Source organism: Paenibacillus sp. sptzw28 (assembly GCF_019550795.1).
Lineage (GTDB): Bacteria > Bacillota > Bacilli > Paenibacillales > Paenibacillaceae > Paenibacillus_Z.
The window spans coordinates 5,556,305-5,579,787 of record NZ_CP080545.1 but is presented as its reverse complement, the minus strand read 5'-3'; the positions used below and the strand labels follow the sequence as shown (position 1 = coordinate 5,579,787).

General features: G+C 47.7%; 15 protein-coding genes and 1 pseudogene. 6 read left to right on the top strand and 10 right to left on the bottom strand.

Annotation, left to right across the window (positions count from 1 at the left end):
- Nucleotides 1–37 precede the first annotated feature (37 nt).
- From KZ483_RS25865 to KZ483_RS25845, 5 genes and pseudogenes are all read right to left on the bottom strand, one after another.
- A pseudogene (locus tag KZ483_RS25865) lies at nt 38–930 on the bottom strand (IS256 family transposase); the annotation flags it as partial.
- A 221-nt stretch (nt 931–1,151) separates the two neighbouring features.
- Nucleotides 1,152–2,816, bottom strand: coding sequence for a phospholipase D-like domain-containing protein (locus KZ483_RS25860; protein WP_220350394.1), 1,665 nt, complete (start codon nt 2,814–2,816; stop codon nt 1,152–1,154).
- Nucleotides 2,817–3,342: 526 nt separating this feature from the next.
- On the bottom strand, nt 3,343–4,368 hold the full coding sequence (locus KZ483_RS25855; protein WP_220350393.1) for a cytochrome d ubiquinol oxidase subunit II: 1,026 nt from the start codon (nt 4,366–4,368) through the stop codon (nt 3,343–3,345).
- On the bottom strand, nt 4,361–5,722 hold the full coding sequence (locus KZ483_RS25850) for a cytochrome ubiquinol oxidase subunit I (RefSeq protein ID WP_220350392.1): 1,362 nt from the start codon (nt 5,720–5,722) through the stop codon (nt 4,361–4,363). The genes KZ483_RS25855 and KZ483_RS25850 overlap by 8 nt, the downstream gene beginning before the upstream one ends.
- Before the next feature lie 225 nt (nt 5,723–5,947).
- Nucleotides 5,948–8,470 (bottom strand): Ig-like domain-containing protein, encoded by a 2,523-nt coding sequence (locus tag KZ483_RS25845; RefSeq protein ID WP_220350391.1) that lies wholly within the window; start codon nt 8,468–8,470, stop codon nt 5,948–5,950.
- A 281-nt stretch (nt 8,471–8,751) separates the two neighbouring features.
- Here KZ483_RS25845 and KZ483_RS25840 point away from each other — a divergent pair, with 281 nt between their 5' ends.
- Nucleotides 8,752–9,546: an AraC family transcriptional regulator gene (locus KZ483_RS25840; RefSeq protein WP_220350390.1), complete on the top strand. Its 795-nt coding sequence runs from the start codon at nt 8,752–8,754 to the stop codon at nt 9,544–9,546.
- Nucleotides 9,547–9,731: 185 nt separating this feature from the next.
- On the opposite strand, the gene KZ483_RS25835 is transcribed toward KZ483_RS25840, so the two are convergent.
- The 5 genes from KZ483_RS25835 to KZ483_RS25815 all read right to left on the bottom strand — a co-directional run bounded on the left by KZ483_RS25835 (nt 9,732) and on the right by KZ483_RS25815 (nt 13,427).
- The gene (locus KZ483_RS25835; protein ID WP_220350389.1) at nt 9,732–10,358 is read right to left on the bottom strand and encodes a DUF998 domain-containing protein; all 627 of its coding nucleotides are present in this window, start codon (nt 10,356–10,358) and stop codon (nt 9,732–9,734) included.
- 55 nt (nt 10,359–10,413) lie between these two features.
- Complete coding sequence (locus tag KZ483_RS25830; protein ID WP_220350388.1) at nt 10,414–11,223, bottom strand: alpha/beta fold hydrolase; 810 nt, start codon at nt 11,221–11,223, stop codon at nt 10,414–10,416.
- Nucleotides 11,224–11,370: 147 nt separating this feature from the next.
- The gene (locus KZ483_RS25825; RefSeq protein ID WP_220350387.1) at nt 11,371–11,712 is read right to left on the bottom strand and encodes a DUF1801 domain-containing protein; all 342 of its coding nucleotides are present in this window, start codon (nt 11,710–11,712) and stop codon (nt 11,371–11,373) included.
- Between the two features lie 27 nt (nt 11,713–11,739).
- Nucleotides 11,740–12,996, bottom strand: a complete 1,257-nt coding sequence (locus KZ483_RS25820) for an RNA polymerase sigma factor (protein ID WP_258881428.1) — start codon at nt 12,994–12,996, stop codon at nt 11,740–11,742.
- Nucleotides 12,993–13,427 carry a YciI family protein gene (locus KZ483_RS25815; protein ID WP_220350386.1) on the bottom strand — a complete coding sequence of 145 codons (435 nt, stop codon included), beginning with the start codon at nt 13,425–13,427 and terminating at the stop codon, nt 12,993–12,995. The genes KZ483_RS25820 and KZ483_RS25815 overlap by 4 nt, the downstream gene beginning before the upstream one ends.
- 250 nt (nt 13,428–13,677) lie before the next feature.
- Between KZ483_RS25815 and KZ483_RS25810 the strand changes: the two genes are divergently transcribed.
- From KZ483_RS25810 to KZ483_RS25790, 5 genes are all read left to right on the top strand, one after another.
- The gene (locus tag KZ483_RS25810; protein ID WP_220350385.1) at nt 13,678–14,283 is read left to right on the top strand and encodes a TetR/AcrR family transcriptional regulator; all 606 of its coding nucleotides are present in this window, start codon (nt 13,678–13,680) and stop codon (nt 14,281–14,283) included.
- 109 nt (nt 14,284–14,392) lie between these two features.
- Complete coding sequence (locus tag KZ483_RS25805) at nt 14,393–14,566, top strand: hypothetical protein (RefSeq protein WP_220350384.1); 174 nt, start codon at nt 14,393–14,395, stop codon at nt 14,564–14,566.
- Nucleotides 14,567–14,789: 223 nt separating this feature from the next.
- On the top strand, nt 14,790–15,491 hold the full coding sequence (locus KZ483_RS25800) for a hypothetical protein (RefSeq protein ID WP_220350383.1): 702 nt from the start codon (nt 14,790–14,792) through the stop codon (nt 15,489–15,491).
- Between the two features lie 13 nt (nt 15,492–15,504).
- Entirely contained in the window at nt 15,505–15,663 is a 159-nt protein-coding gene (locus tag KZ483_RS25795) for a hypothetical protein (protein ID WP_220350382.1), read from the top strand.
- Between the two features lie 225 nt (nt 15,664–15,888).
- Nucleotides 15,889–23,466 carry a SpvB/TcaC N-terminal domain-containing protein gene (locus tag KZ483_RS25790; protein WP_220350381.1) on the top strand — a complete coding sequence of 2,526 codons (7,578 nt, stop codon included), beginning with the start codon at nt 15,889–15,891 and terminating at the stop codon, nt 23,464–23,466.
- The last annotated feature ends 17 nt before the right edge of the window (nt 23,467–23,483 follow it).

The following is a 23,483-nucleotide window of genomic DNA, read 5'->3' as shown; positions in this document are numbered from 1 at the left end:
GGTAAACTCTTTTCGTGCTTCCCCCGAGGGGGAAATTTTATTGCAGATGCTGTCCGATGCGGTCCGGATAGAAAACGGAGAGCTGCAGCAGCATTTGACCCCAGTTTTGAACACGGCCTATCCATTTACGTATGACATCCATGGTGGCCAAGCAAAGTATTTTCAACAAGGATTCATCCGTCGGAAATATACTTTTTCCCTTCGTCACTTTGCGAAGCTGGCGGTGGTAACGCTCGATGATGTTGGTGGTGTAAATGAGCTTACGGATTTCGGGTGGGTACTTGAAGAAGGTAGCCAGCTCATCCCAGCTATTGCGCCAAGAGCGAATGATGAGCGGGTACTTATTCCCCCAGGTTTCCTCGAAGAATCAAGTTCGACTATTGCCATTTCTTCCGTCGCTGCTTTGTAAATCGGCTTCAGGTCAGCTGTTACCTTTTTCAGATCCTTGTAAGAGACGTAACGGGTGGAGTTCCGGATCTGGTGGATGATACACTTTCTGAATATCCGTTTTCGCGTAACAAGCCTGAATGGCTTGGCTAAAACCGGTCAGATTGTCGACACAGATGATGAGGATATCCTGCACCCCCCGGTTCCTCAGGTCGTTTAGAACGCTGAGCCAGAACTTGGCGGATTCATTCTCACCAATCCACATGCCCAGTACATCCTTGTTGCCATCCAGGTCGATGCCGATTACCATGTAGGCGGCTTTATTGACAATGGCACCATCTTGCTTCACCTTGAAGTGTATGGCATCCAGGAAGACAACCGCTTACACGCCTTGGAGCGGCCGGGTCTGCCATTCCTTAATCAAGGGGATGATCTTGTTGGTCACGTTAGAAATAAAGGTGGGAGAGACCTCAATCCCATACAGATTTTGCAGATGATCCTGAATCTCACGGTGCTGACACCTTTGGCATAAAGGGCAATAACGAGAGGTATGACGGAAAGCCGAAGGGTAGCCGTTGCAGCAGATGGATCGCACATTAGGCGGCGAAAGAACCAGTTCTATTTCTGGCTGTGCATGCAGCGGTATTTTACAATCCACCGCCATTCCCACCATCCACACTCCAAATACTTGAACGATTCGTCGGCGATGGATTAGATTAGGGGTTGCCCCTAACCTACTCCTTTTGTATGCTCGTTTCATTGAACTATTTCCATTTTTTTATTGTATTAATTGTCAAGAAATAGGTACTTAAAAAGTCCAGTTTCTTTTTCACGTTCAATTCTTTTTCGATCCGCTTACTTTTCGTCCACTGTCCGAAAATTTGTACTAATCGACCAGTTGAATATTTAAGTTCATCAAATGCTATTTTTAACTGTTCATTTTCTGAAGAGGTAAGCTCTTTGTTAAGTGTCATCCTTGTGAAATCTTTAATTAGTTTTTGAGTAACATTATCAATAGTCTCTTCCATTGATTTGACTATGTTATTAGCCAAGTTCCTTAAAAGTTTTTTTTGCTCAATCGAGAGGTTAATTTTTTCTAATTCCTTAAACAATGAATTAATTGATGATAAATGATTATTCCAGCATCCCGAGCCAAGATCGTAGAAAAATTGTTCAGCATAATCCCAAAAATTATCTCCAAGTGCTTCCCGTTTTCTTTTTATTTCTTGGTAACCAGGAATAACGTTTTTTTTCTCAGATTCAATATCTTCTTTATTAGTAATGTTAATGTTATTAGTTGGTCCTCCACATATCTTTATAAATTTATTTATTTTGTCTAAGTTGGGTTTGGAAAAATTTTTCCTCCGATCAATTTGACCAATATTAATATATTTTATTAAGAATTCCACTACTTCAGATAAGACTTCGACAAGCTCCAATTTCTCTTCAGCTGTAAATAATCGTACTCTGGCAGTTACATCATCGTTATAAATAATCAATTGATTCTCCTTAGAAATGTCACACACCAGGTACTTAATTAATAGCCCTAAGTGCAACGCACTTCCATCCTTAATAATTTTTCTGATCACATATCTTTTATATGGATATAAAGATTTCGGAGAGACCAAATAATCAAATTCTTTATTAGATAAGTTCTCTATCCATTGAGCAAAGTCATCACTTGATGATAGAGCTAGTGAATTTATAACTGTTTGTATTCTCCTGTCATCAGAAGATTTCAGGTTATCTATCAGTGGATAGACGTTTGTGGGTAATGGTGCAAAATAGTCACCAGTTTCGTCACGCTCTTCGTAGTGAAATTGTAAATGTTCTGTATGGTGTGTGTTTTCACTTTTTTCCTCTTTAACATTGTAAACCAAGTTTCCGATCGCTGGAACTGGTATGATATCTTCCTCATCAATCAACTCATCGTTTCGGTAAATCCCATTTACATGTTTTATTGATTTTATCTGGTTTTCTAGCTTTTCCAAAGATTCGAGCGTTACTGGAGATGCTTTTGCCCATAATGTATTAAAAAAACTATTTGTAGCTTGAAATAATTGATCTTCATTTTCAAAATAAATACCTAATTCAACATTTGTGGAAAATCCAGAGGCAGTTAGGTTAGAGCTGGTGATAATTCCCTTGGTTTCATCAACAAGATATAATTTCGCATGAAGATTTGGGATTGATCTTATCTCAGCACCCAAAACAAGAAGATGCTTTAAAGCTTTGCCTTCTAAAGCGTATGAGCTTAAGTTGGAAGCTGTAACCCTTGTAATGATCTTCGGGGCTATTTCTGATTGCAATATGAATTGTATACCTTTGAATGTTATATACGGAGAAGTTACCTTTAAAGAAAAGATGGCGGAATTAGCGAACTTAGCCAATTCATTACCATATGGTACTTGTTGAATTCTTATAGTCATACAAACCACCCAAAAGTTTTTTTTTAATATTAATAGTTTATCATATACCGTATAGACTAAGAATGAATGATAACTGCTTTTTTGGACAAATCGCATGCGTTGCCGATTGTAGACTACACAATACTTTCGAAGGTGATATATTGGTGTTAAACTGGTGATAAAGAGTAACATAAACCATCCTTAAAGATCCAATCAGAACGAAAGCGAAAACCAAAAACCCAGTAAAATCAAGGCTTAAGCGGGCTATAACAGATTCTATCAGAATCAGGGATGAAACCGCATACAGTGCATGTGGAGTGTTCAGTGTTACTAAAATGGAAGGGTGCAGAATAATACAGCGCCCGTCTCGCTCCTGTGTTTGTGAATTAATAATTAGTCGATACCTGGAGGGAATAGAGAAAAATGTCGAATCCTAAACCCGCACGAGCCGGTTGGCGAGGTCGTATGTATACGACAAATCATGGCGCTTTTCGTTGATGTCCGCCAATGCATAGCCCCTTCGCAATCGATTTTCTTCAGCACTCGGTTACTCCTGACGCAAATACCGCTTATCCTTAAGAAACAGCTTCCAGAACAAATAAAAGGCAGGGCCGAGGATAAGTAATCCTGCCGTATAAGCAACAACAAGAGCCCGGAATGTGCTGGAGTTCGTGAAGCCCTGTTCCACCGTCAGGTACGGATAAATAATATAGGGATGGTGGGCGAATCCATACCCGATGCTGGCGAACACGTACTGAATGATGATCGCAGTGAACGCGACTCTTGGAATTCCGGGGAAGCTTCTGCTCGGGAACCAGACTAAAGCATTATACCCCACCGTAAACGATACAATCGACAGCATAAACCAGATAGCGTTCTGCTCGATGCCTTCCACGATCCAGCGGGCATCGGGCGCCATCGTGTAGATGGTAACGATCGCGAAGAACAGCGTGAACGGCCCCAGCCACAGTGCGGCTCTGCGATACAGCATGTAGGCATTGTCATCGCTGGATTCATGGGAATAATCGGACAGAAACAAGGCGGCCAAGAATAACTCGGATGATAAACCAAAGCCCAGATGAGACCAAAGCGTCGGTGAAGCAAGCAGTTTGCCGAAATACAAAGTCGGCACCCCCAAGACGATGTCAATGAAGCCCCCGAGTGAGATCGGCAGCACGCTGATCAGCAGTCCCGGAATAAGCAGTCCCGTAATACCGGATACCAAGGTGAGCTGCTTTCCGTAGAATTTCGAGGAATACGCGTAGACCATAAAGCTGCTGCGAATGAGCAGCAGGAACAGGGCAAGACTGATCGGAAGAATCAGCGCGGTTCCCAGCATGGCTACGGCGGTTGGAAAAAAACCGACAAGCGCAACGACAACCATGACAAGGAATGTATTGGTTACTTCCCAGGTGGGCGACAGAAACCTGCTGGCTAATGCACCTGCATTGGTAGTGCTGTGCCTGCCGAAAATCATGCCCCAGAAGCCTGCGCCGAAATCAACGGAACCGAGAATGGAATACACGAACAGCAGCAGCCAGACGAACAGGATGGCAATCGTCGATTCAGCCATTTGTTTGCACCTCGTTGTTCTCTCTGCTGGTCGCATGTGCAATCAAGTCCTTAGTCACGGGATGACGCTTAAAGTAGTGCCTGAGAACGATGGCCGTTACAAACAGCAATACGATATAGATACCCAGGAACAGGCCAAAAAGCAGACCCAGGTTGCCTGTTTTGGTTGCGGCGTCCACCGTTAGCTGCATGTGATAAATGGTCCACGGCTGCCGCCCCGAGCAGCTGAAGATCCAGCCCGTTTCAATGCCGATCAAAGACAGTGCGCCCGAGCTGACGAGCAGCCGAAGAAACCATTTGGGCAGCGTTCTCTTCATAACAAACTTCCAAATCAGGGCACCGAAGGAAAGTCCGATCAGAAGCATGCCGATGACCACCATAATATTGAATAATGTATGAATGTAAAGCGGAGGCCAGAGTTCACGCGGATATTCGTTCAGCCCCTTCACGACAGTATCGAAGCTGTTGCCTGCCAGAAAGCTCAGCGCCCCCGGAATTTCGAGACCGCCCTCGACCTCTCCGCTTGCCGGATTCGGCACTCCGAATACGGCAAGCGGCGCGTGGCTTGTCGTCTCGAATAAACCTTCCGCGGCAGCGAGCTTCTCCGGCTGATAATGATGGAGCATTTGGGCTGTGGCATGACCGTTTAGCGCGGTGAACAGCGAGAACGCTCCGCCGACAATAAGTCCGAGCAGAAGGCTGCGGGAGTGAAACTCGCGCTCTTCGGCTGATCTTTTGCCGCTCAGCAGCTTGTATGAGGCTAAGGAAACGATGATGAAGGCACCCGTCATGTAAGCGGACGAGAGGACGTGAGTCGTTGTCGTTGCCAGACTTGGACTGAAGATCGCCGCGATCGGATCGACATTCGTTACTTTGCCGTCTACCAAATCAAAGCCTCTGGGCGTATTCATCCAGGCATGGGCATCCGTAATCAAGACTGCGGACATGCTTGCGCCGAACGCGACGAAGATAACACTAATTACGCGCAGAGCCGGCGGAAGACGATCCGCTGCATAGACGTAGATCGACATAAACAGGGCTTCCAGAAGAAATGCCCAGATCTCAATCTGAAACGGAACGGCTATAACCTGACCGACAATTTCCATAAAGCCGGGGAATAGCAGCGACAGCATAACACCGACGATGGTCCCGGAAGGAATCGCAACTCCGAGAATGATCGCAAAGCCTTTGGTCCACCGTTTTGCCAGTATTGCGTAATGGTTATTTTTTGTTGCCTGAAACATGATTTCGGCTAAGACGATCATGAATGGAATGCCGACACCAAGCGTTGCAAAAATGATATGAAAAGCCATCGATGACCCGAACAGGGACCTCGCCAGAACTACATTATCCATGGAAATGCCTTCCTCCCGCTGAACCAAAGTACAGTTGTTATTGATTTCCAGTTGTTAATATAGCCAGAAGGAAGGGGCTTTATGTACCAGACAGACAAGTCGGTTGGGGCGAAAGGTCAAGGTTGTGGCCAAAGACTGTGTGTTTATTAACAAAAACCCTGATTAACCAATTCTGGTGTAATCAGGGTTAGATATTTGTTATGAAGTATAAGGAGTAGAATGCCTTTAATGCGAACCCAAATCGTCTAGCAGTAGACTAACATTTGAGAACTTCGCATAGTTCAACTGCTCGATATCATTGGCAACATCATTGCTGTCTACGGCAAAACCAACATACACCGAACCCTCCATCGCTACGGTTTTCTCACCGATCGGTGTCCATTCATTACCGTTAATGGAGCCATAAGCATAAAAGGTATCGCCCTTGCGGACAAGCTTGAGCCAGTAGCCCTGTTCGACACCGCCAATCTTGAATGGAATGTCTGCTACAAGCGGTATGCCTGCCTTGGCGGCATTAGAAACGTTGTCCAGCGTTTCGGTCATTTCATTAAAGTCTCCACCCTTGGTTTCCCTACCTGCCAGATAGGTTGACCAGCTGGTAGCTTTGGAGATCTTCACCCAGGAAAGTCCCAGGGCAGCGGTTGCGCTGTCATCTATCAGGTCATCGCGAACCATCAGGCCTGTGAATGCATGGTTGTCAACGGATCCGATTTCCTCCAGCTTGGCAGTGATCTCCATGTCTCCAGTCACTTCCTTATAGACGAAATGGAAATCATCCTTGGAAGCGTCCGATTCTTCTGATTGTTCCGTGCTGCCTTCGCTCATGCCTAGCTTTCCGTTTCCTTTGACGGTGATCACGTTGTCTGTCAGGCTTGCAGAACCTTGGATGTCTGGAGTGCCGATGTCAGCCGATGACCAGCCTCCGGAAGCTAATGTACTGCTGTCTGTGTTGATATGAATATTGGCGGCAGTGGTTTGTGTCTGATTTCCTTCTGAATCGGTAATTCTTGCGGAAATATAGTAAGAAGCATCCTGAAGCCCCTTGATCGTGTATTCATACTTGGTACCATCAAATACTGCGTCACCCAGATACTCGGAACCATTGTATACCGCCACCTTTTCAATACGGTGTCCGAATTCGGAGGAAGCTTTAATTTTCACGGGTATCGCTTCGCCTAATGCAAACTGTGCATTGTTCTCCGGTGTCATCAGTTTTACATCAGGATTTTCAGCTGCATGTCCCATATCTACAAGACCGTTAATATAAAGCTCAAGCCAGGTATAGCCGCTGTCTGTAATGGTTTTATAGGCATCCTCGGTGCCCCAGATCCCTTGTTCCTTCTCCCATGCGTCGGCAATACCGTTGTGATTCGTATCGAAATCAGCGCCGCGCTGTTCTTCAATGACACCAAAGTCCGAGATGTATCCGCCAACTTCATGTTCGGTATTGATATATCTTCCAAGTCCCTTTTTCACTTCTGCTACCACTCTTGCATCAATGGCATCACGACGCGGATAGGTTGCGCCTGCCTGCTGTAAAATGGTTTTCAGCAATTGGTCATTAGCATCCTCTACACCGTTCAGAACATAATCGTCAAACGCCGGATTGGTAATCCCGTTATTGATTCCTGTGCTGTCTGCGGATAGATACGGTTCTGCTGCGATAGTTGTTTTATTAATTCCGCTAATGTCGCCGGAAAACTTGACGTGCTCTGACGATCCATCGAGCAGGCCTGTATTCTCACCGTTAATTCTATTCCCGGAGATGTAGAAACCGCCAAGCCTACCACGTTCCCCTGCATCGATAACCCGATTGGCAACATTGTCTCTTGTTCCCGGTCCCGCTATCAGAATATTGTTCATATAATTGGTAAAAGTATAGCCGCCGCCATAAACCCCATTAAAGCCCCAGTTATAGATTACATTGTTGGAGAATTGAACCACGGCTACACGGTCTGCATTAGCAGCACCGGCATAACCGCCGCCGAGTCTTGGATTACGTGAGGTATGGTTCAGATAAATATTGTGATGGTAGGTGGTCTTGTCTCCGCCTGCAATACCGCCGTAGCCATGTCTGCCCTTCGAATGCCCCGAGAGCGTCAAGCTTTCTGAAATAATAGACCACTGAATGGTACCGTTCTCGCCCCTGTATGTGGAAAGGGTCTCATCCGTGTTCCAGCTGAAGGAACAATGATCAAGGATGAATTGTTTGTTGTCTCTTCCCCACAAGGCATCCATGGAATCACTGCCGTTAAATACATTCGTTGCACCTGGACGGAAGGAGATATACCGGATAATGATGTTCTCGGAATTACTGATATTGGTTTCCCATCCTGCGATAGTAATGCCGTTACCCGGCGCGGTTTGCCCGGCGATGGTCAGGTTCTTGATGTTCTTGAATCTTAAGGAACTCTCTAGTTCAATCGTTCCTGATACGTTAAAAACAATCGTACGACCCTCTGCCGGGGTAGATAGAATTCCGTGACGAAGGGACCCTTGGACAGGCACTTCATTATCTCTATAATCCTCAAGGGTGGTTACGATATATACGTCACCGCCGCGGCCGCCACTGGTATAGGCGCCACCACCTTCCGCACCGGGAAAAGCGGCGATGGGCGCGCTGGTGGAACCGCTTTCAATTGATTGCGCTAAACCCGTGCCACCAGGCAGTACCCCTAGTGAAATTGCAATCGCAATACTTAAGATGACGGCCATGACTCTTCTGAATCTCTTATCCTTACTTTTCATCTGGTTTCTGTATAACATGGATGCGGCTTCCGTGATTCATCTGCAGCCCTGTTATACATCCTCCCTTCCCTATTGAAAAATGTAGTAAGCCTCATGCTGCTTACTTTCCATCATTTTATACCTTGCAGATAATTCGCACCTGCCAAAAAAAATTTTTTTTGCGCCAATTCTTGTACTTGTGCCAATGTACTGTAGTATAGAATTAAGGTTTTATTCTAGAAGAGATGAGAAGCACTTCACTGCTTGTAGGGAAGTCAGATTACCTCTATGGGGGCTCAGAAGTGAAAATCCAATATCAGCATCGTCATCAATCGTTTCACACTTTCATATCCACCAATAATACCTATCCCCTTCATCTGCATAAACACGTTGAAATCACAATAGTCCTATCCGGCAAGATCCATATTACCATCGATCAGCAGGAATATATTCTGTCTGAAGGAGACATGGTAGTTATTTTTCCCAACCAACCCCACAGCTACAAAACAACAGAGAGCAGTCGGATCCAGCTCGTTTTTTTCGATGCTGCATTCCCAGGGGATTTCACAGGGGATTTAACGAGGCATATTCCAAACAACCCGATGATTCCCAAGGAACACTTGATTGATAACGTCTCGAACATGCTGAAAGCATTGCATGAACAATATAAGGGAAATTGCGATAACCGTTTGCTGAGGGCGTACACCTCTGTGGTATTAGGACATGTGCTTCCATTATTATCTCTGAAGAAAATAGAATACACCCAGGATCTGGACAGTATTCAAAGGATCCTTGCCTATGTGGACCTTCACTTCCTGGAGCCTGTAACCCTGGATATGCTTGCAAGAGAAGTGGGGGTCAGCAAATTTCTTATCTCACGAATCTTCTCTGAGCAGCTCCATACATCATTTCGGGATTATGTGAACGGCCGGCGCCTAGCCCTTGCCCAGGTGCTGCTGCTATCTACCTCGAACCCGGTAACAGAGATTGCGTTCGACTCAGGATTTAACAGTCTGCGTTCGTTTTATCGCGCCTTTAAGAAGGAATATGGGATTACACCCAATGAATTCCGGAGCAACGCCCAGGAGGTGGTATAAGTTCTGGTACATAGCAAAGGGGAGATGTTCAGTGAAGGCACATCGGCTTCTTAAGGAGTGATTGCTGACACCTGTCCAAAGCTACGAACATTAATGAGTCTCGCAAGGAAAGGGCAGCGCCAACTTTATGGCTGCTGCCCTTTACACTGGCAACAACTAGCCAGTTTCGGCATCCACCAATGAAGCTATGCTCTAGAGACTTCGGCGCGCAATCGTACGGAAAGAGCCGAAACCCATCCGAACGCCACCAATCCGGCGCACCCCATTATAACGCCGATCCAACTATTTATGACCATGCCCGCTGCGATAAGCAAAGGAGAAAGGATGCCCGTCGCTATGCAATAGGTCTTCCAGCTGCGATCGCCTACCGCGGCAAACCGACGGGCAAAAACAAAACAAGCCGCAACCAGGCAGATGAATGCCGTAAAGAAAGCCAAAGAATGGATGGCCGCAGAGCTGCTCATCGATGTCGGCATGCCCTCGGGGGCGCCGGGAGGAAAGCTGAGGCCAGGATCCGGACGGAAAAGCCCGGCCACTGTCATGCCGATCCCGTAAATCCCGATGAGCAATGGTCCCCACGCGCCTCCCTTGCCGCCGTGCAGCAAACTGCGAATTGCTATGGCCGCCAACACCGCGAGACAGCCGGTAACGATAAAATTGGCACTCTGAATCCAACCCAAATCGCCGAGCGTTAAGGTGCTGATGGCATGATGCCTGATATTGAATCCCGTACGCGTGAATGCTTGGACGATGGCTATTGCGAAAAACAACGGTGTTGATACCGCCCCACCAATCAGCAGCAGTTTATTCAAATTTAGATTGCTCTTTTGGACAATAGCATTTTGCATAGAGATCTTCCTCTCATCATTATTTCCCCATAAAAAATGTCGCTAGCTCCGATGAAATAATCTTCGCATCAAGCTTCTTCGTGTGGCCGAGTCCCTTCTTGCTTTTCAGTTCCGCAAGGGGGAGCACCTTGGCCAGCGCCTGAGAGGCGCGACGCATCGAAACCGGGCTCTCCTTGCCCTCGAGCACCAGTGTCGGCATTTGGACCGTGCTCCACTTATCTGCGGGCAGCGGCTTTGCGGCTGTATATCCTTCAAGCAAAGCCGCGTCATAAGGAATCGTGTGCGCCACTGCCATCAGGTTAGACCATACACCCGGCATCAAACGCATGATCCCGACAACGAAAGAAGGTGCGCCCATCCCTTTGGTCATGAAATATTTGATGGCTTCGGCACGGCGGTCGTCCGCAATCAACTCCGTCACTTGCTTGATCAAATCTTTTGGCGGCTGGCGGTCCGCCGCATCCACGATGAACGGAGGCTCATGCAGCGCCAACTTTGTGATGTTGGACCCACTCGCCGCTGCCTGCAAGGCAAGAACGGCGCCGGACGACAGCCCCCATACATAAGCTGAGCCGCCTGCCTCATTGATCAAGGCCTGAAGATCCTCGGTCTCTCGCTCGATGGCATAGGGCTGCGTGTCTCCGCTTTCCCCGCGGCCGCGGCGGTCATAATTGTAGACCGTGAAGCGCTCTGATAACAGGGAGGCGAGCTTCACCAGTCCCGGGAATTTCCGGTAGCTGAACACTCCTCCAACTAAGATAAGCGCTGGGCCTTGACCGGCTTTGTCATAGGCAATCTTGGTGCCGTCTTTCGATGTTACCGTGTACATGTGAATGCTCCTTTGTAGTTATTTATCCGAGTCTCTATTAAAGCGACGAACCACCGACGGGAGAATCGACACATCGGAACAAAATTATAGAAAATAATTGGAGGGGGCCAGAAATAAGAAACCGCCCAATGATGGGCGGCGTTCGTGTTATAGCGTACTGGAGGCTTGTTTGACCAATTCGGCCAGCATTCCGCCATCAATCTGCTGGCCGCTGCGGATCTTGATCGTCTTCCGTTCCGGAGGGCCGTCGAACAAGCCTTCGGGCAGCTCCAGCTCCGTCGCGTTGAAGATCGTGAAGCTTACAGCGTCCTTCGAATTCGAGATAACCGCAGCATATTTTTTGTTTTTTAGAAAATGAGGCTTGTTGTATTGCATGCGCTCCTGAACATCGGGAATAGCGTTGCGAACGACTTGGCGCAAATCATGGCACATCTGGGCTTGCCACGGCTCTTTGAGTTTCTCAATAAACTCGGTAACCTCTTGGTTCATTTGAACTTCTCCTCTCATATCCTTGTCTTATTCCGCGGCGCATTCGGAAGCGCGCCTCAAGAGTAACGCGCGTTCCTTTTCATTGTGCGTCAGTGTTGCTGCACGTTTGAATTCTAAGCATGCTTCTTGCTTGCGGCCCAGCTTCATAAGAAAGTCCCCTCGTACGCTGGGTAAAAGATGATAATTTTTCAAGGACGGTTCTTGCATTAACGCATCGACGACTTCCAGGCCCACTTCCGGGCCGAACGCCATCGAGAGCGCGACAGCACGATTCAACTCGACGACGGGCGATGGCGCCACTTGGGAGAGAGCGTCGTAAAGCGCCGAAATACGGACCCAGTCCGTCTCCGAAGCCGTGCGGGCACGGGCGTGACACGCCGCAATCGAGGCTTGAATCAGATAGGGACCGAACGCCCTTCCGAGACGCTCGGCCCGTCCGATCCCGATCAGCCCCCGACGGATGAGCAGATGATCCCATAGTGCCCGGTTCTGGTCCATGAGTAGAATTGGTTCTCCGCTCGGGCTGACCCGCGCCCGGAATCTGGAGGATTGAATTTCCAACAGGGACACGAGTCCATGGACTTCCGGCTCGTCAGGCGCGATCTCAGCCAATATCCGTCCAAGCCGAAGCGCCTCATCGCAGAGCATAGGTCGAATCCAGCTTCCGCCGGAAGACGCGGCGTACCCCTCGTTGAACATGAGGTAGATGACCTCGAGCACAGACGACAACCGCGCTGCCAGCTCGGCCTTCGGCGGCAATTCGAAGGGGACACGCGCGGCCACGAGTGTGCGCTTCGCTCGAACGATCCGCTGTGCGATGGTCGGTTCCGGAACGAGGAACGCGCTTGCGATTTCTTCGGTCGTCAATCCTCCGAGCAGCCGAAGCGTAAGCGCCACCCGCGCGTCAGCGGAAAGGACAGGGTGGCACGTCGTGAAGATGAGGCGAAGGAGATCGTCGCCCACGGGATCGTCGAGCGCCTCATCCCAATCCGGCTCGTGCTGCCGGTCAATCTCCCAGCCCAGCTCCTCGTATTTACGGTCGCGTAGCTTATTCCTGCGCAAATGATCGATAGCCCGGCGTTTCGCGGTTGTCATCAGCCATGCACCCGGGTTGCCCGGTATACCCGTCTCCGGCCACCGTTCAAGTGCGATGATAAGGGCATCTTGCGCCAGATCCTCGGCAAGCCCCACATCGCGTACCATACGTGCGAGACCGGCGATGATTCTAGCCGACTCAATTCTCCAGATTCCATCGATGGTGCGGTGGATGGCGGACTCCTTCACGACCTCGGTTTCCTCGTGACCCGTGCCCGCATTTCAATTTCCTTGGCTAGCGCTTCCGGGTCCCCGGTAAGCTCCGGCGCCTCGAACACTTGGCGCAGCTCGATTTGCCCTTCCCCGAAGCCGTGCGGATCCGGCATCCGCATCGCCCACTCGATCGCCTCTTCCCTCGATTTCACCTCGATCAACGTGAATCCCGCGATCAGCTCCTTCGCTTCCGTGAAAGGACCGTCTACCACCTTCGGCTTTCCACCTGGTTCGGGATAAGAGATGCGAATCGCGCTCGAACTCGGGTGGAGTCCTTCCGCTGCGACCAACACGCCGGCCCTCGCAAGCTCCTCGTTGTACCTTGCCATGGCGTCAAAAAGCTCTTCACTTGGCATGACGCCTGCCTCGGAATCTTTGGTTGCTTTGACGATCATCATGAATCTCATCGTGAATCTCTCCTTATTTATGATTTGCCTCTATATTCACAACGAACGGGAGAAACCGGAATCGACAGATCGAAAAATTTTTTCTAACTTCCTTGTTATCTTCTTTTAGAATATCAAATTTGGCCTCGACGATAATATACGATTTAGTCAACTATTCGTCAAGTAATATCAACCAAATGGTCTAATTACGATTGACTTCAAACCCTAAAATCACTACGATATAGCTAATGTAAGTACTGGAGGTAATTTAATGGGTGAAATAAGAAATGCCGAACGTACTCGGAAAGCGATACTCCAAGCAGCAAAGGAAGAATTTTATGATAAAGGTTACAGGGGGGCTAGAGTTGAAGCGATTGCGAAAAGAGCTGGATGCAATAAGCAATTGATCTATCATTACTTTAAAAGCAAAGATCAGCTCATCAATGAAGTTATCGATGATTTCCTTACATCATTGCCGCAAGGGAATTTTGCCCTCCCGGCAAATCCTGTACAGATTGCGGAATTCAGATACAAAGTCAATGTGGAACATTTAATGGATTTTTTAAAATATACAGCTTGGGAAGCTATAGAGACGATCCCTGAAAATAGTAACGGAGCAGAACGCAGGAAGAAAGTCCTGCATTCTTATGTCGAGGATATGAGCTCTAAACAGGAGATGGGAATGGTGCCTCCGGAGCTGGACCCGGCTCTAATCACCTTAATGATTTCCAGCCTGACGATTTACCCTCTTCTTTACAGCAACGTTACTCGTATGATCACTGGGTATTCTGCAGAGGACCCGGAATTTCAAAAGCAATGGGCACAGTTTTTACACCTTATTAGTGAACGCATTTTTGAATATGTAAAACCGAAATAGCCGGATTAAATTCAAGCGGGAATTGTGAGAGTTAATAGGCTGAAAAATAGGCTTTGACGTTTAAGGAGTTCGCTAGCAACCGACAATAGATGTGTGGAGGTGGTTGGCGATGTGGTTTGGTAAAAACAAAGACCGCAGTGATCGCGTGGAAAGCGGTCGCCGGGATAAGCATGGACCTAATGCTAATGAGACAAAGAGCAAAGATAGTCGTATCCGTCTCGACAAGCCGGCTCGCAGTGCGCTTTGGGGTACGACGACGCTTGTTGGTAAACAAAAGAAATAAGAATCGCTATTTTCGTTTTGGCATTCCCTCTTGAACCCATTGTACGACCAGTGGTATGTTTTACCATGGGAATATATGTGGGGGGGATGAAGCCATTAAGAGAATAGAGTCCGTACGCCTTTCCGGAGCAGCTAAGAACCCCTGGTTTTATGTGGTCCTCCTCTGGGCGTTAGGGCAGCTGAAAACGATCTTCTTCAAAGCCATTCCGGACTTAAACCCTATATTGAGTAAACCATTTCTCATAGCCGCTCAATATATGCCGAAGCATGACTGGCCAAGATGGTTATTATTCAGCTTTTGGTTCTGGACCTATGTGGGGATGATTGTTCTTGTCGTTCTGCTGGTGAGGTGGGTTCGGTACAAATGGTTCGTAAGCGTAGAGTACGTCACTCCCGCCAGAGTGCTTTTTCATAACGAAATGGCCGCCGCTATACAGGTTCTTGAACAAGAGGAATCGAATTCGGCGGAAATGGATTCTACCGTCAAGCAATTGATGGAGCGAATTGTCGATCGCATGCGAGAGATCTTTAGTCTAAACAGCGCAGATTTCCGGGCTATCGCCATTCGACCGGATCCGGAAGACGAGAAGGACGTTATCTTTACGAAAATGCAGTTCGGAAAAACGGATGACCTGAGCGAGCAGCAAAAAGGTATCGATAAGGATGCCGCCAAGTTCATGCTGGAAGAGAAGCTTACCACCCATACCAAGTGGCTGCGGTTCAAAGAGCATCGCCCGAAAGGAAATGCCGAAACCGTTATTCTCATCCGAAATATCGGCATGCTTCGGCTTGGCCTTTTTATCGCCATAACGAGGGCAGATATAAAGATTGAAGAGAATTGGCCTGAATTCGAGCAAAGTACGTATCTCGCGACCATGCTTGGTCATGTGGACAAGCTCGTGGAAGTTGTTGTAAACTATGAATAAGGAGGGGATGTATATGTTTGGCACGAAATCTTCGAAAAAGGAAGCCGAAGTTCATATAAGCGGACAAGCCCTCGTTCAGCGAAGTGGAATTACCAAACGTAAGAAATCAGTCGCCTCCACCATTGCAGTTTACGGTACGTCCACGATCGTCGGTAAGGCAAAAGCCAACTAATAGAAATGCTCCCTGGAAACCGGGGGCACTTTTTTTATGTCGGACGTATGCTCGTGGCTTTCTATCGAAATGCAGCAGTAACTATTAGTTATATGACAATTTAATACAATTTCCACCCGTTTACAGTTGTGGTGATTCAAAGTAAACTTAAATTATCTTGGCATCTTCTTCCGACAATCGTCGAAAATTCAATCTATCGGTATGAGAATATGAAGAGGTGAGAAAATGGAAAAAGGAATAGAAAACTCAAAATCTTCTTCTCAATTCCTCGCAGCAGATGGAGGGAAAACGAAGTCCAATGCAATTGAGATCCCTTCCATCTCGCTGCCAAAGGGTGGCGGTGCCATTCAAGGAATTGATGAGAAGTTCTCTGTAAATGCCGTAAATGGAACCGCTTCCTTTTCCATACCCCTTCCTTTCTCTCCAGCCAGGGGCGGCGCTTCACCTGCACTCAATATCACGTATAATTCAGGAGCTGGAAATGGTATTTTCGGCTTAGGGTGGACTTTGAGCCTGCCGTCCATAAAACGCAAAACCGATAAAGGACTCCCACAATACCTGGATGAAGCGGGTTCGGATACTTTCCTTTTCTCTGAAGCTGAAGACCTTGTCCCGGAATTCGCAAAAGAGGCGGATGGCAGCTTTAGTCTGGATGTGGGTGGGAACTACATAATCAAAGAAAAAGACTCCCAGGACGGCATGTTCACGATCAGGTTTTACAGACCTCGTATTGAAGGCTTATTTGCCAGAATCGAGCGGTGGTCGAGGAATACATCTCAGGAAATCAAATGGCGGATCATTACGAGAGAGAACGTCACGACACTTTTTGGATGGAGCGCCGCATCAAGAATTTCCGACCCACGGGATGCTAATAAAATATTCGAATGGCTGCCTGAATTTGTCTTCGATGATAAAGGCAATTGCGCTCATTATGTTTATAAGAAAGAAGACGACAAAGGACTGGATACTTCGCTGCTCCACAATAGAAACCGCACGGAAATGGGGGATATTACATACACCAATCTGTATTTGGAGAAGGTGCTGTACGGCAACAAAATGCCGTATACAAATTTAAATGACGCCTATCCGAATGAAACGGATTACCTGTTCCGGACGGTATTAGATTACGGAGAGTATGACACTCACGCCCCATATACAAAAATAAAGGATTGGGATTTCAGAACAGACGCATTTTCAGAATACAAGGCAGGCTTTGAGATCAGAACCACAAGACTCTGCAAACGAGTGCTGCTGTTTCATTATTTTGCTGAACTCCCCGGCGGTTCGGCTTTAGTAAAATCACTCAACTGTGGATACGACACCGTAAGCGAAGCAGGTTTCACCTTTTTAAACTCGATCACCGCTTATGGATACATTAAGAAACCGGACGGGACCTATACGGATAAACTTATGCCGCCTGCCGAGTTTGACTATCAGAAACACGATTGGAACATAGATGTCAAATCCATTTCTCCCGATGCTCTGATTCACGCACCTGCTGGTTTGGATGAATCTCTCTATCAATTCACCGATTTATTCAACGAAGGTCTTTCAGGCATTCTGACTGAACAGGGCGAAGGGTGGTTCTATAAACACAATTTAGGCGGCGGTAAGTTCGAACAGGCAAAACTGGTTTCACCCAAACCTTCATTTGCAGGTCTTGGTTCACGGTTGAAATTAATGGATCTGGATGCGGACGGAAGTAAACAGCTGGTACATATGAACGCCGAACCAAAAGGGTATTTTGAATTAAGTGACAAGGAAGAATGGCTGGCATTCCGGACTTTTGAAAACCTGCCCAATATCAATATGGGAGATCCAAATGCGCGGATGGTTGACCTGAGCGGGGATGGCAGACCGGAGGTTCTAATTACAGAGGACCATGTATTCACCTGGTACGAGTCAGCGGGCAGACAAGGCTTTGAACGTTCACTCAAAACGAGTAAGTCCTTTGATGAAGAAACAGGTCCCAGTATCGTATTCGCCGAGTCCAAACAAACCATTTTCCTCGCTGATATGTCAGGGGATGGTCTTACGGATATCGTCAGGATAAGAAACGGGGAAATCTGTTATTGGCCGAATCTCGGCTACGGAAGGTTTGGCGCCAAGGTGGGCATGGATGATGCCCCGGTCTTCGATCATCCCGATGCATTCAATCCGTCATACCTGCGGTTAGCCGATATCGACGGTTCGGGTACCACCGATATTATTTATCTGGGTAAAAACAAATTCACCTGCTGGATGAACTTAAATGGAAACGCATTCAATACCGCTCCTTTTGAAATAATCCCCTTCCCTGAAATTCATCATCAGTCCAATCTCACGGTTACCGATTTACTGGGCAATGGTGTGGCCTGTATCGTCTGGTCAAGCCCTTTATCCAAGGATGTCCAGGCTCCCTTAAAATACATCGACCTGATGAACAGCAAGAAGCCTCACATCATGGTTGCTTACCGAAATAATCTCGGCAAAGAAGTTACGCTCGAATATACCCCTTCCACGAGGTTTTACATTGAAGACAAGCTTGCAGGCAGGCCTTGGATGACCAAGCTGCATTTTCCGGTACATTGTATTTCCAAAACCGAAACAAGAGACCGAATTTCAGGTTATCGCTTCGTAAGCTCATACCGGTACCATCATGGCTATTACGACCATGCGGAGAGAGAATTCAGGGGATTTGGCATGGTGGAGCAGATTGATGCCGAAGCTTTTGAACATTGGGTACAAGGGGATGCAAGCAATATCGTTGACAAAACGCTGCATCAAGAACCGGTAGTGACCAAGAACTGGTTTCACACCGGAGCCTTTTTAGACAGGGAAAATATTCTGGGCCAGTTTGCATGGGATTATTGGTATGAAGAAATGGCCCGGCAGGGCTTTGCTGTTGTAAACCATGAAACCGCATTGCCTGATGCACGGGTTATTGCCGCGCCGGGACTGGATCCAACCATTGTTGACCGCCTCGGCACTCACGAGTGGAGGGAAGCCTTACGCGCCTGCAAGGGTATGGGCCTGCGTACGGAAACGTTTGCCCACGATGCTCCATTATCAGAAGTGACACCTGATCAAATCAAAAAACAACTCACCCCCTATTCCACAGCAACTCATAATTGCGTGATCGAGCTGCTTCAGCCGAAAGGGCAAAACAAGCACGCCATATTTATTGTTAAAGAGAGTGAGGCCATCACTTACAGCTACGAGCGGAACACGGAGGACCCGCGTATTGCCCATACCCTCAATATCAAATTGGACGAATACGGGAATGTATTGGAATCGGCCTCGGTGGTGTATCCGCGAATACGAGCGGACCTTTCCCTGCCCGCAGAAACACAGGAAGCACAGAACAAAACACTGATTACTTATATGCAAAACAACTTTACCCATGATATTGATACTGCCGAATCATACAGACTGAGACTTCCCGCGGAAGCGTTAACTTACGAATTGAAGGGTGTCTCCAGGAACAACCCTTTATATTCAGTGAGTGATTTCGAGAACATCCTTACGGCTGCCACCGAAGCGGATTATCATCAGGTTGATCACAAACCCGCGCCCGGTACTTCACAGAAAAGATTAATCGAACATATTCGCACCATCTATCGCAGCGACAATTTAAAAGATGCTCTGCCATTATATCAATTGGAATCGTTGGCGCTGCCTTACGAAAGCTATCGGTTAGCTTATACGCCGGCCCTTCTGGTCAATATCTTTGGCGTAAAGGTTAATGAAGAACTGATGCTGGAAGGTAAATTCACTCATAGGGAGGGTGGAGACGGCTGGTGGATCCGCTCGGGAACGACCGAATTTATCGATGTGGGGGAAGCCGCAGCCGATGCCCGAAGCCGCTTTTATCTCCCTATTTCCTATACCGATCCCTATGGGGCCAAGACAAAGGTGAAATGTGACAGCAGCTATCACCTTTTCATTGAAGAAACCGAAGATGCGCTAGGGAATAAAACAAAGGTCGAGCTTTTTAATTTCAGGACACTTTCACCGCAGCGAATGAAAGATCCGAATAACAATATTTCCGAAGCGATCACGGATGAACTGGGTCTGGTGAAAGCCGTGGCGGTATTCGGCAAAGGCAATGAAGCCGATGATTTGATCGGCTTGAATGAGTTTTCTTCGCTGTCTGAGAATATGCTGATCCATGAGTTTTTCCATGCGCCGGCTTCCAATCTGTTGATTACGCATGGGAAAAATTTATTGCAGCATGCCACGGCGAGGTTTGTCTACGACTTGGAAGCTTATAGAAACTCAGGTAAACCGGTGGCAGCAGCCTCTATTGTAAGGGAAGAGCATTTCAGGAAAAACAATGATTCGCCTGTTCAGATCAGCATTGAATACTCGAGCGGCCTTGGGCAAGTGGTGATGAAGAAGGCGCAGGCTGAACCGGGGCCGGCAAAGCAAGTGATGGTGGGTCCGGGCGATTCTTACATCGTCGCCGACGTCGATACCGCCACACTAAACCCCAGGCAGCTGCGATGGATCGGCAGCGGCAGAACCGTGCTCAACAACAAAGGCAGTGCTGTCAAACAATATGAGCCGTACTTTTCGGTAACGCACAATTACGAAGATCTGAAGGAATTGGTTGAAACCGGGGTAACGCCCATCATGTATTACGATGCATCGGGACGTCTCATTAAAACCGAAATGCCCGACGGTACTTTGTCACGCACAGAATTCGATTCATGGAAACAAGCGGTATACGACCCGAACGATACGGTTTTGGAGTCTTCCTGGTATCACAAACGGACCAACCGGCTGATTGATACCGAACTCATTGCCGCAGGCAAAGACCCGGAGAGGGAAAAATCGGCTGCCGATAAAGCCGCCAAGCATGCTGGTACCCCGAGTGTCCTGCACTTTGATACATTAGGCAGACCTGTATTGTCCGTAGAGCATAATAAACATTTGACAGCTGATGAGGATGAATTTTATCTCACCAGGGTCGACCTAGATATTGAAGGCCATCTGCGCAAGGTTACTGACGCCCGCGGCAATGTGGTGATGCAGTACAAATACGATATGCTGGGCAGCAAGGTCTATCAGCGAAGCATGGATGCCGGTCAGCGGTGGCTGCTGGTGAATATCATGAGCAAACCGCTGCGTACCTGGGATGAGCGGGATCACGAATTCCAATATTTTTACGATATCCTGCATCGGCCTACCCACAGCAAGGTCATAGGCGGTGATGGCGATAACCCTCTTAACCATATTTTTGAGAGGATATTTTATGGAGAAGCAGAGGGCAGCCCCGAATTGAAAAACCTTAGGGGACAGGTAATCAAGCATTATGATACCGGCGGAATTCTGGTAACGCCTGAATATGATTTCAAAGGACAGCCCAAATCCACCACCCGCAAGCTGTTTACGAATTATAAAGGCGTTGCCAACTGGATAGATGCGAGCTTAGTCGCAGACCTTGAATCCGACAGCTTTACCTTTATGACGGAAACAGACGCTCTCGGAAGAATCACGAAACAAACTGCACCCGACGGCAGCATCATCATGCCCTCTTATAACGAAGCCGGATTGCTGAGCGGCGAAAGCGTTTCCCATGCCTATCCCGCCGTTACTACTGCCTATATAAAAGACATTGACTACAATGAAAAAGGCCAGCGCAATAAAATCACCTATGGCAATGATGTGGTCACCCGATTTTATTATGACAAGGAAACCTTCCGGCTAAGATGCCTGGAAACCAAACGGCAAAACAACGATCCGCTTCAGGAGTGGCATTACACCTATGATCCGGTCGGTAATATCACCCATGTAGAGGACAAAAACATTCCGGTTTTATTTTTTGACAACCAGAAAATCACCGGAGTTTCTGCGTACACCTACGATGCCCTTTACCGTCTGGCTGATGCAACCGGCAGGGAGAACAATACGCCATTATCCTTGGACAGCAAGGACAATTGGAATGACACCGCCTTCATGCAGCAATTAAATCCCGGCGATCCGATGGCAATACGAAATTACACGCAAAGATACCTCTATGACGCTGTTGGCAATATCCTGCAAATACGGCATCAGGCGGCAGGCAGCAGCTGGACAAGGGATTATAACTACGAGGGCGCGAATAATCGCCTGATCAGCACGCAAATAGGTTCAAATACTTACAGCTGCACGCACCATCCGCGCCATGGCTTTATGACCGCTATGCCTCATTTGGAAGACATCGGATGGAACTTTAAGGAAGAGCTTGTACGAACGATCAGGCAGAGGCGCACCGATGGCGGTACTCCGGAAACGACTTATTACCAGTATGACGGGCAAGGGCAGCGGATAAGAAAAATAACCGAGAACCAGGCCGATGCCGGTGTTCTACCGGGTAAAAAGGACGAGCGGATTTATATCGCCGGCTATGAACTTTACAAGCAGCACAGCGGCGCGGATGCGGGGCTGGAACGCACCAGCCTGAGCCTGATGGACAATGCGCACCGTTTTGTAATGATTGACACGGAAACCAAACCCAATGTGGTATTGGGCGTACCTATGGGTCGAACCGCCCCTGAACAAACGGTACGCTACCAGCTGCACAATCATCTTGGCTCGGCGGCGTTGGAGCTGGATGATACAGCGAGGGTCATCAGCTACGAAGAGTACCACCCTTACGGTACCACTGCTTATCAGGCTAATAACGCAACTGTCAAATCCGCCGCCAAACGTTATCGCTATACAGGGATGGAGCGGGATGAAGAGAGCGGTTTGGAGTACCATGGGGCGAGATATTACGTGCCGTGGTTGGGGAGATGGCTGAGCGCCGATCCGATTGGGATTGGGGATGGGGTGAATGTGTTTAGATATTCTCGAAATAGTCCGACATACTATAACGACAAACAAGGAAGACAATGTGATCCTTCGGTTGCAAGCTGTGCTCAACCCGAACTAATGTCAAGATGGCCATATAATGAACAAGTACCTAATAAGAGTGAAATCGGACATAATATTCAGCGAGATCATCCTATCCAAATTTCCGTTCGAGCAGAACAGCGGGGTAGAACTGGTGAAGAACAAAGGGCAATATCCTCTTCAAGGGGAGAACTTACTATTCTGGTTGAAACCGGAAGAGGATACTTTCATACTGAATTAGGAAAGCTTCAAGCTGAAATAAGGAATAGAGTTCGTGCAGGACTAATAACAACTGAGTCACAGTTAATTGAAGAAACTAGGGCAGCCTACGAATTGGCTGGCCGAATAACTAATACTACTATAAATCCTGTTGAATTGGATGCGGCGATTATATCAAATCTTGGTGTACAATCAGAAACTTTTGAGGAAACGAGGAGAGAACTTACATCCCAGCATGGTCCAACGACTGTAACAGATGAAACCATTGAAGAAGCACTTACTCCAGCTGCAAGTATTTCCGTGGTGGAGCCATTACCCGCTACTTTACCCGGACCTTCACTCGATAATCCACCATCTTTGCCAACTCATACGGGTAATACAAGTCCTCCTGTTGAATTACCAATTCATACAGGTCATGAAAGCCCGCCTGTCGAATTACCTGCTGTCCTACCTGGAAGACCGATAGAGGAGCCCTCTGTGAGAGATTTAATTGTTACAAGAGAGGCCGAAATAGTAAACGAGACTTCAACTACAACAACATCCTCCTCCTCAAGCTCAGATACAACATCCTCCTCCTCAAGCTCAGATACAACATCCTCCTCCTCAAGCTCAGATAGAGAATTCTGGGGTGGTGTTGCCGTCGTAGCGGGGGTAGTAATAGTTGCTATAGCGATAGATCTGTTATTTCCACCAGCTGCATTGCGTCATGCTTTCGGAAGTCCTTAATACTAGAAGTATGAGAT

What these genes read in the sequence shown, in the direction of transcription:
- KZ483_RS25850 (WP_220350392.1), bottom strand. Translation starts at nt 5,722, where the DNA reads ATGGATAATGTAGTTCTGGCGAGGTCCCTGTTCGGGTCATCGATGGCT.
- KZ483_RS25815 (WP_220350386.1), bottom strand. Translation starts at nt 13,427, where the DNA reads ATGAGATTCATGATGATCGTCAAAGCAACCAAAGATTCCGAGGCAGGC.
- KZ483_RS25855 (WP_220350393.1), bottom strand. Translation starts at nt 4,368, where the DNA reads ATGGCTGAATCGACGATTGCCATCCTGTTCGTCTGGCTGCTGCTGTTC.
- KZ483_RS25845 (WP_220350391.1), bottom strand. Translation starts at nt 8,470, where the DNA reads ATGAAAAGTAAGGATAAGAGATTCAGAAGAGTCATGGCCGTCATCTTA.
- KZ483_RS25795 (WP_220350382.1), top strand. Translation starts at nt 15,505, where the DNA reads ATGTTTGGCACGAAATCTTCGAAAAAGGAAGCCGAAGTTCATATAAGC.
- KZ483_RS25830 (WP_220350388.1), bottom strand. Translation starts at nt 11,223, where the DNA reads ATGTACACGGTAACATCGAAAGACGGCACCAAGATTGCCTATGACAAA.
- KZ483_RS25825 (WP_220350387.1), bottom strand. Translation starts at nt 11,712, where the DNA reads ATGAACCAAGAGGTTACCGAGTTTATTGAGAAACTCAAAGAGCCGTGG.
- KZ483_RS25810 (WP_220350385.1), top strand. Translation starts at nt 13,678, where the DNA reads ATGGGTGAAATAAGAAATGCCGAACGTACTCGGAAAGCGATACTCCAA.
- KZ483_RS25790 (WP_220350381.1), top strand. Translation starts at nt 15,889, where the DNA reads ATGGAAAAAGGAATAGAAAACTCAAAATCTTCTTCTCAATTCCTCGCA.
- KZ483_RS25860 (WP_220350394.1), bottom strand. Translation starts at nt 2,816, where the DNA reads ATGACTATAAGAATTCAACAAGTACCATATGGTAATGAATTGGCTAAG.
- KZ483_RS25805 (WP_220350384.1), top strand. Translation starts at nt 14,393, where the DNA reads ATGTGGTTTGGTAAAAACAAAGACCGCAGTGATCGCGTGGAAAGCGGT.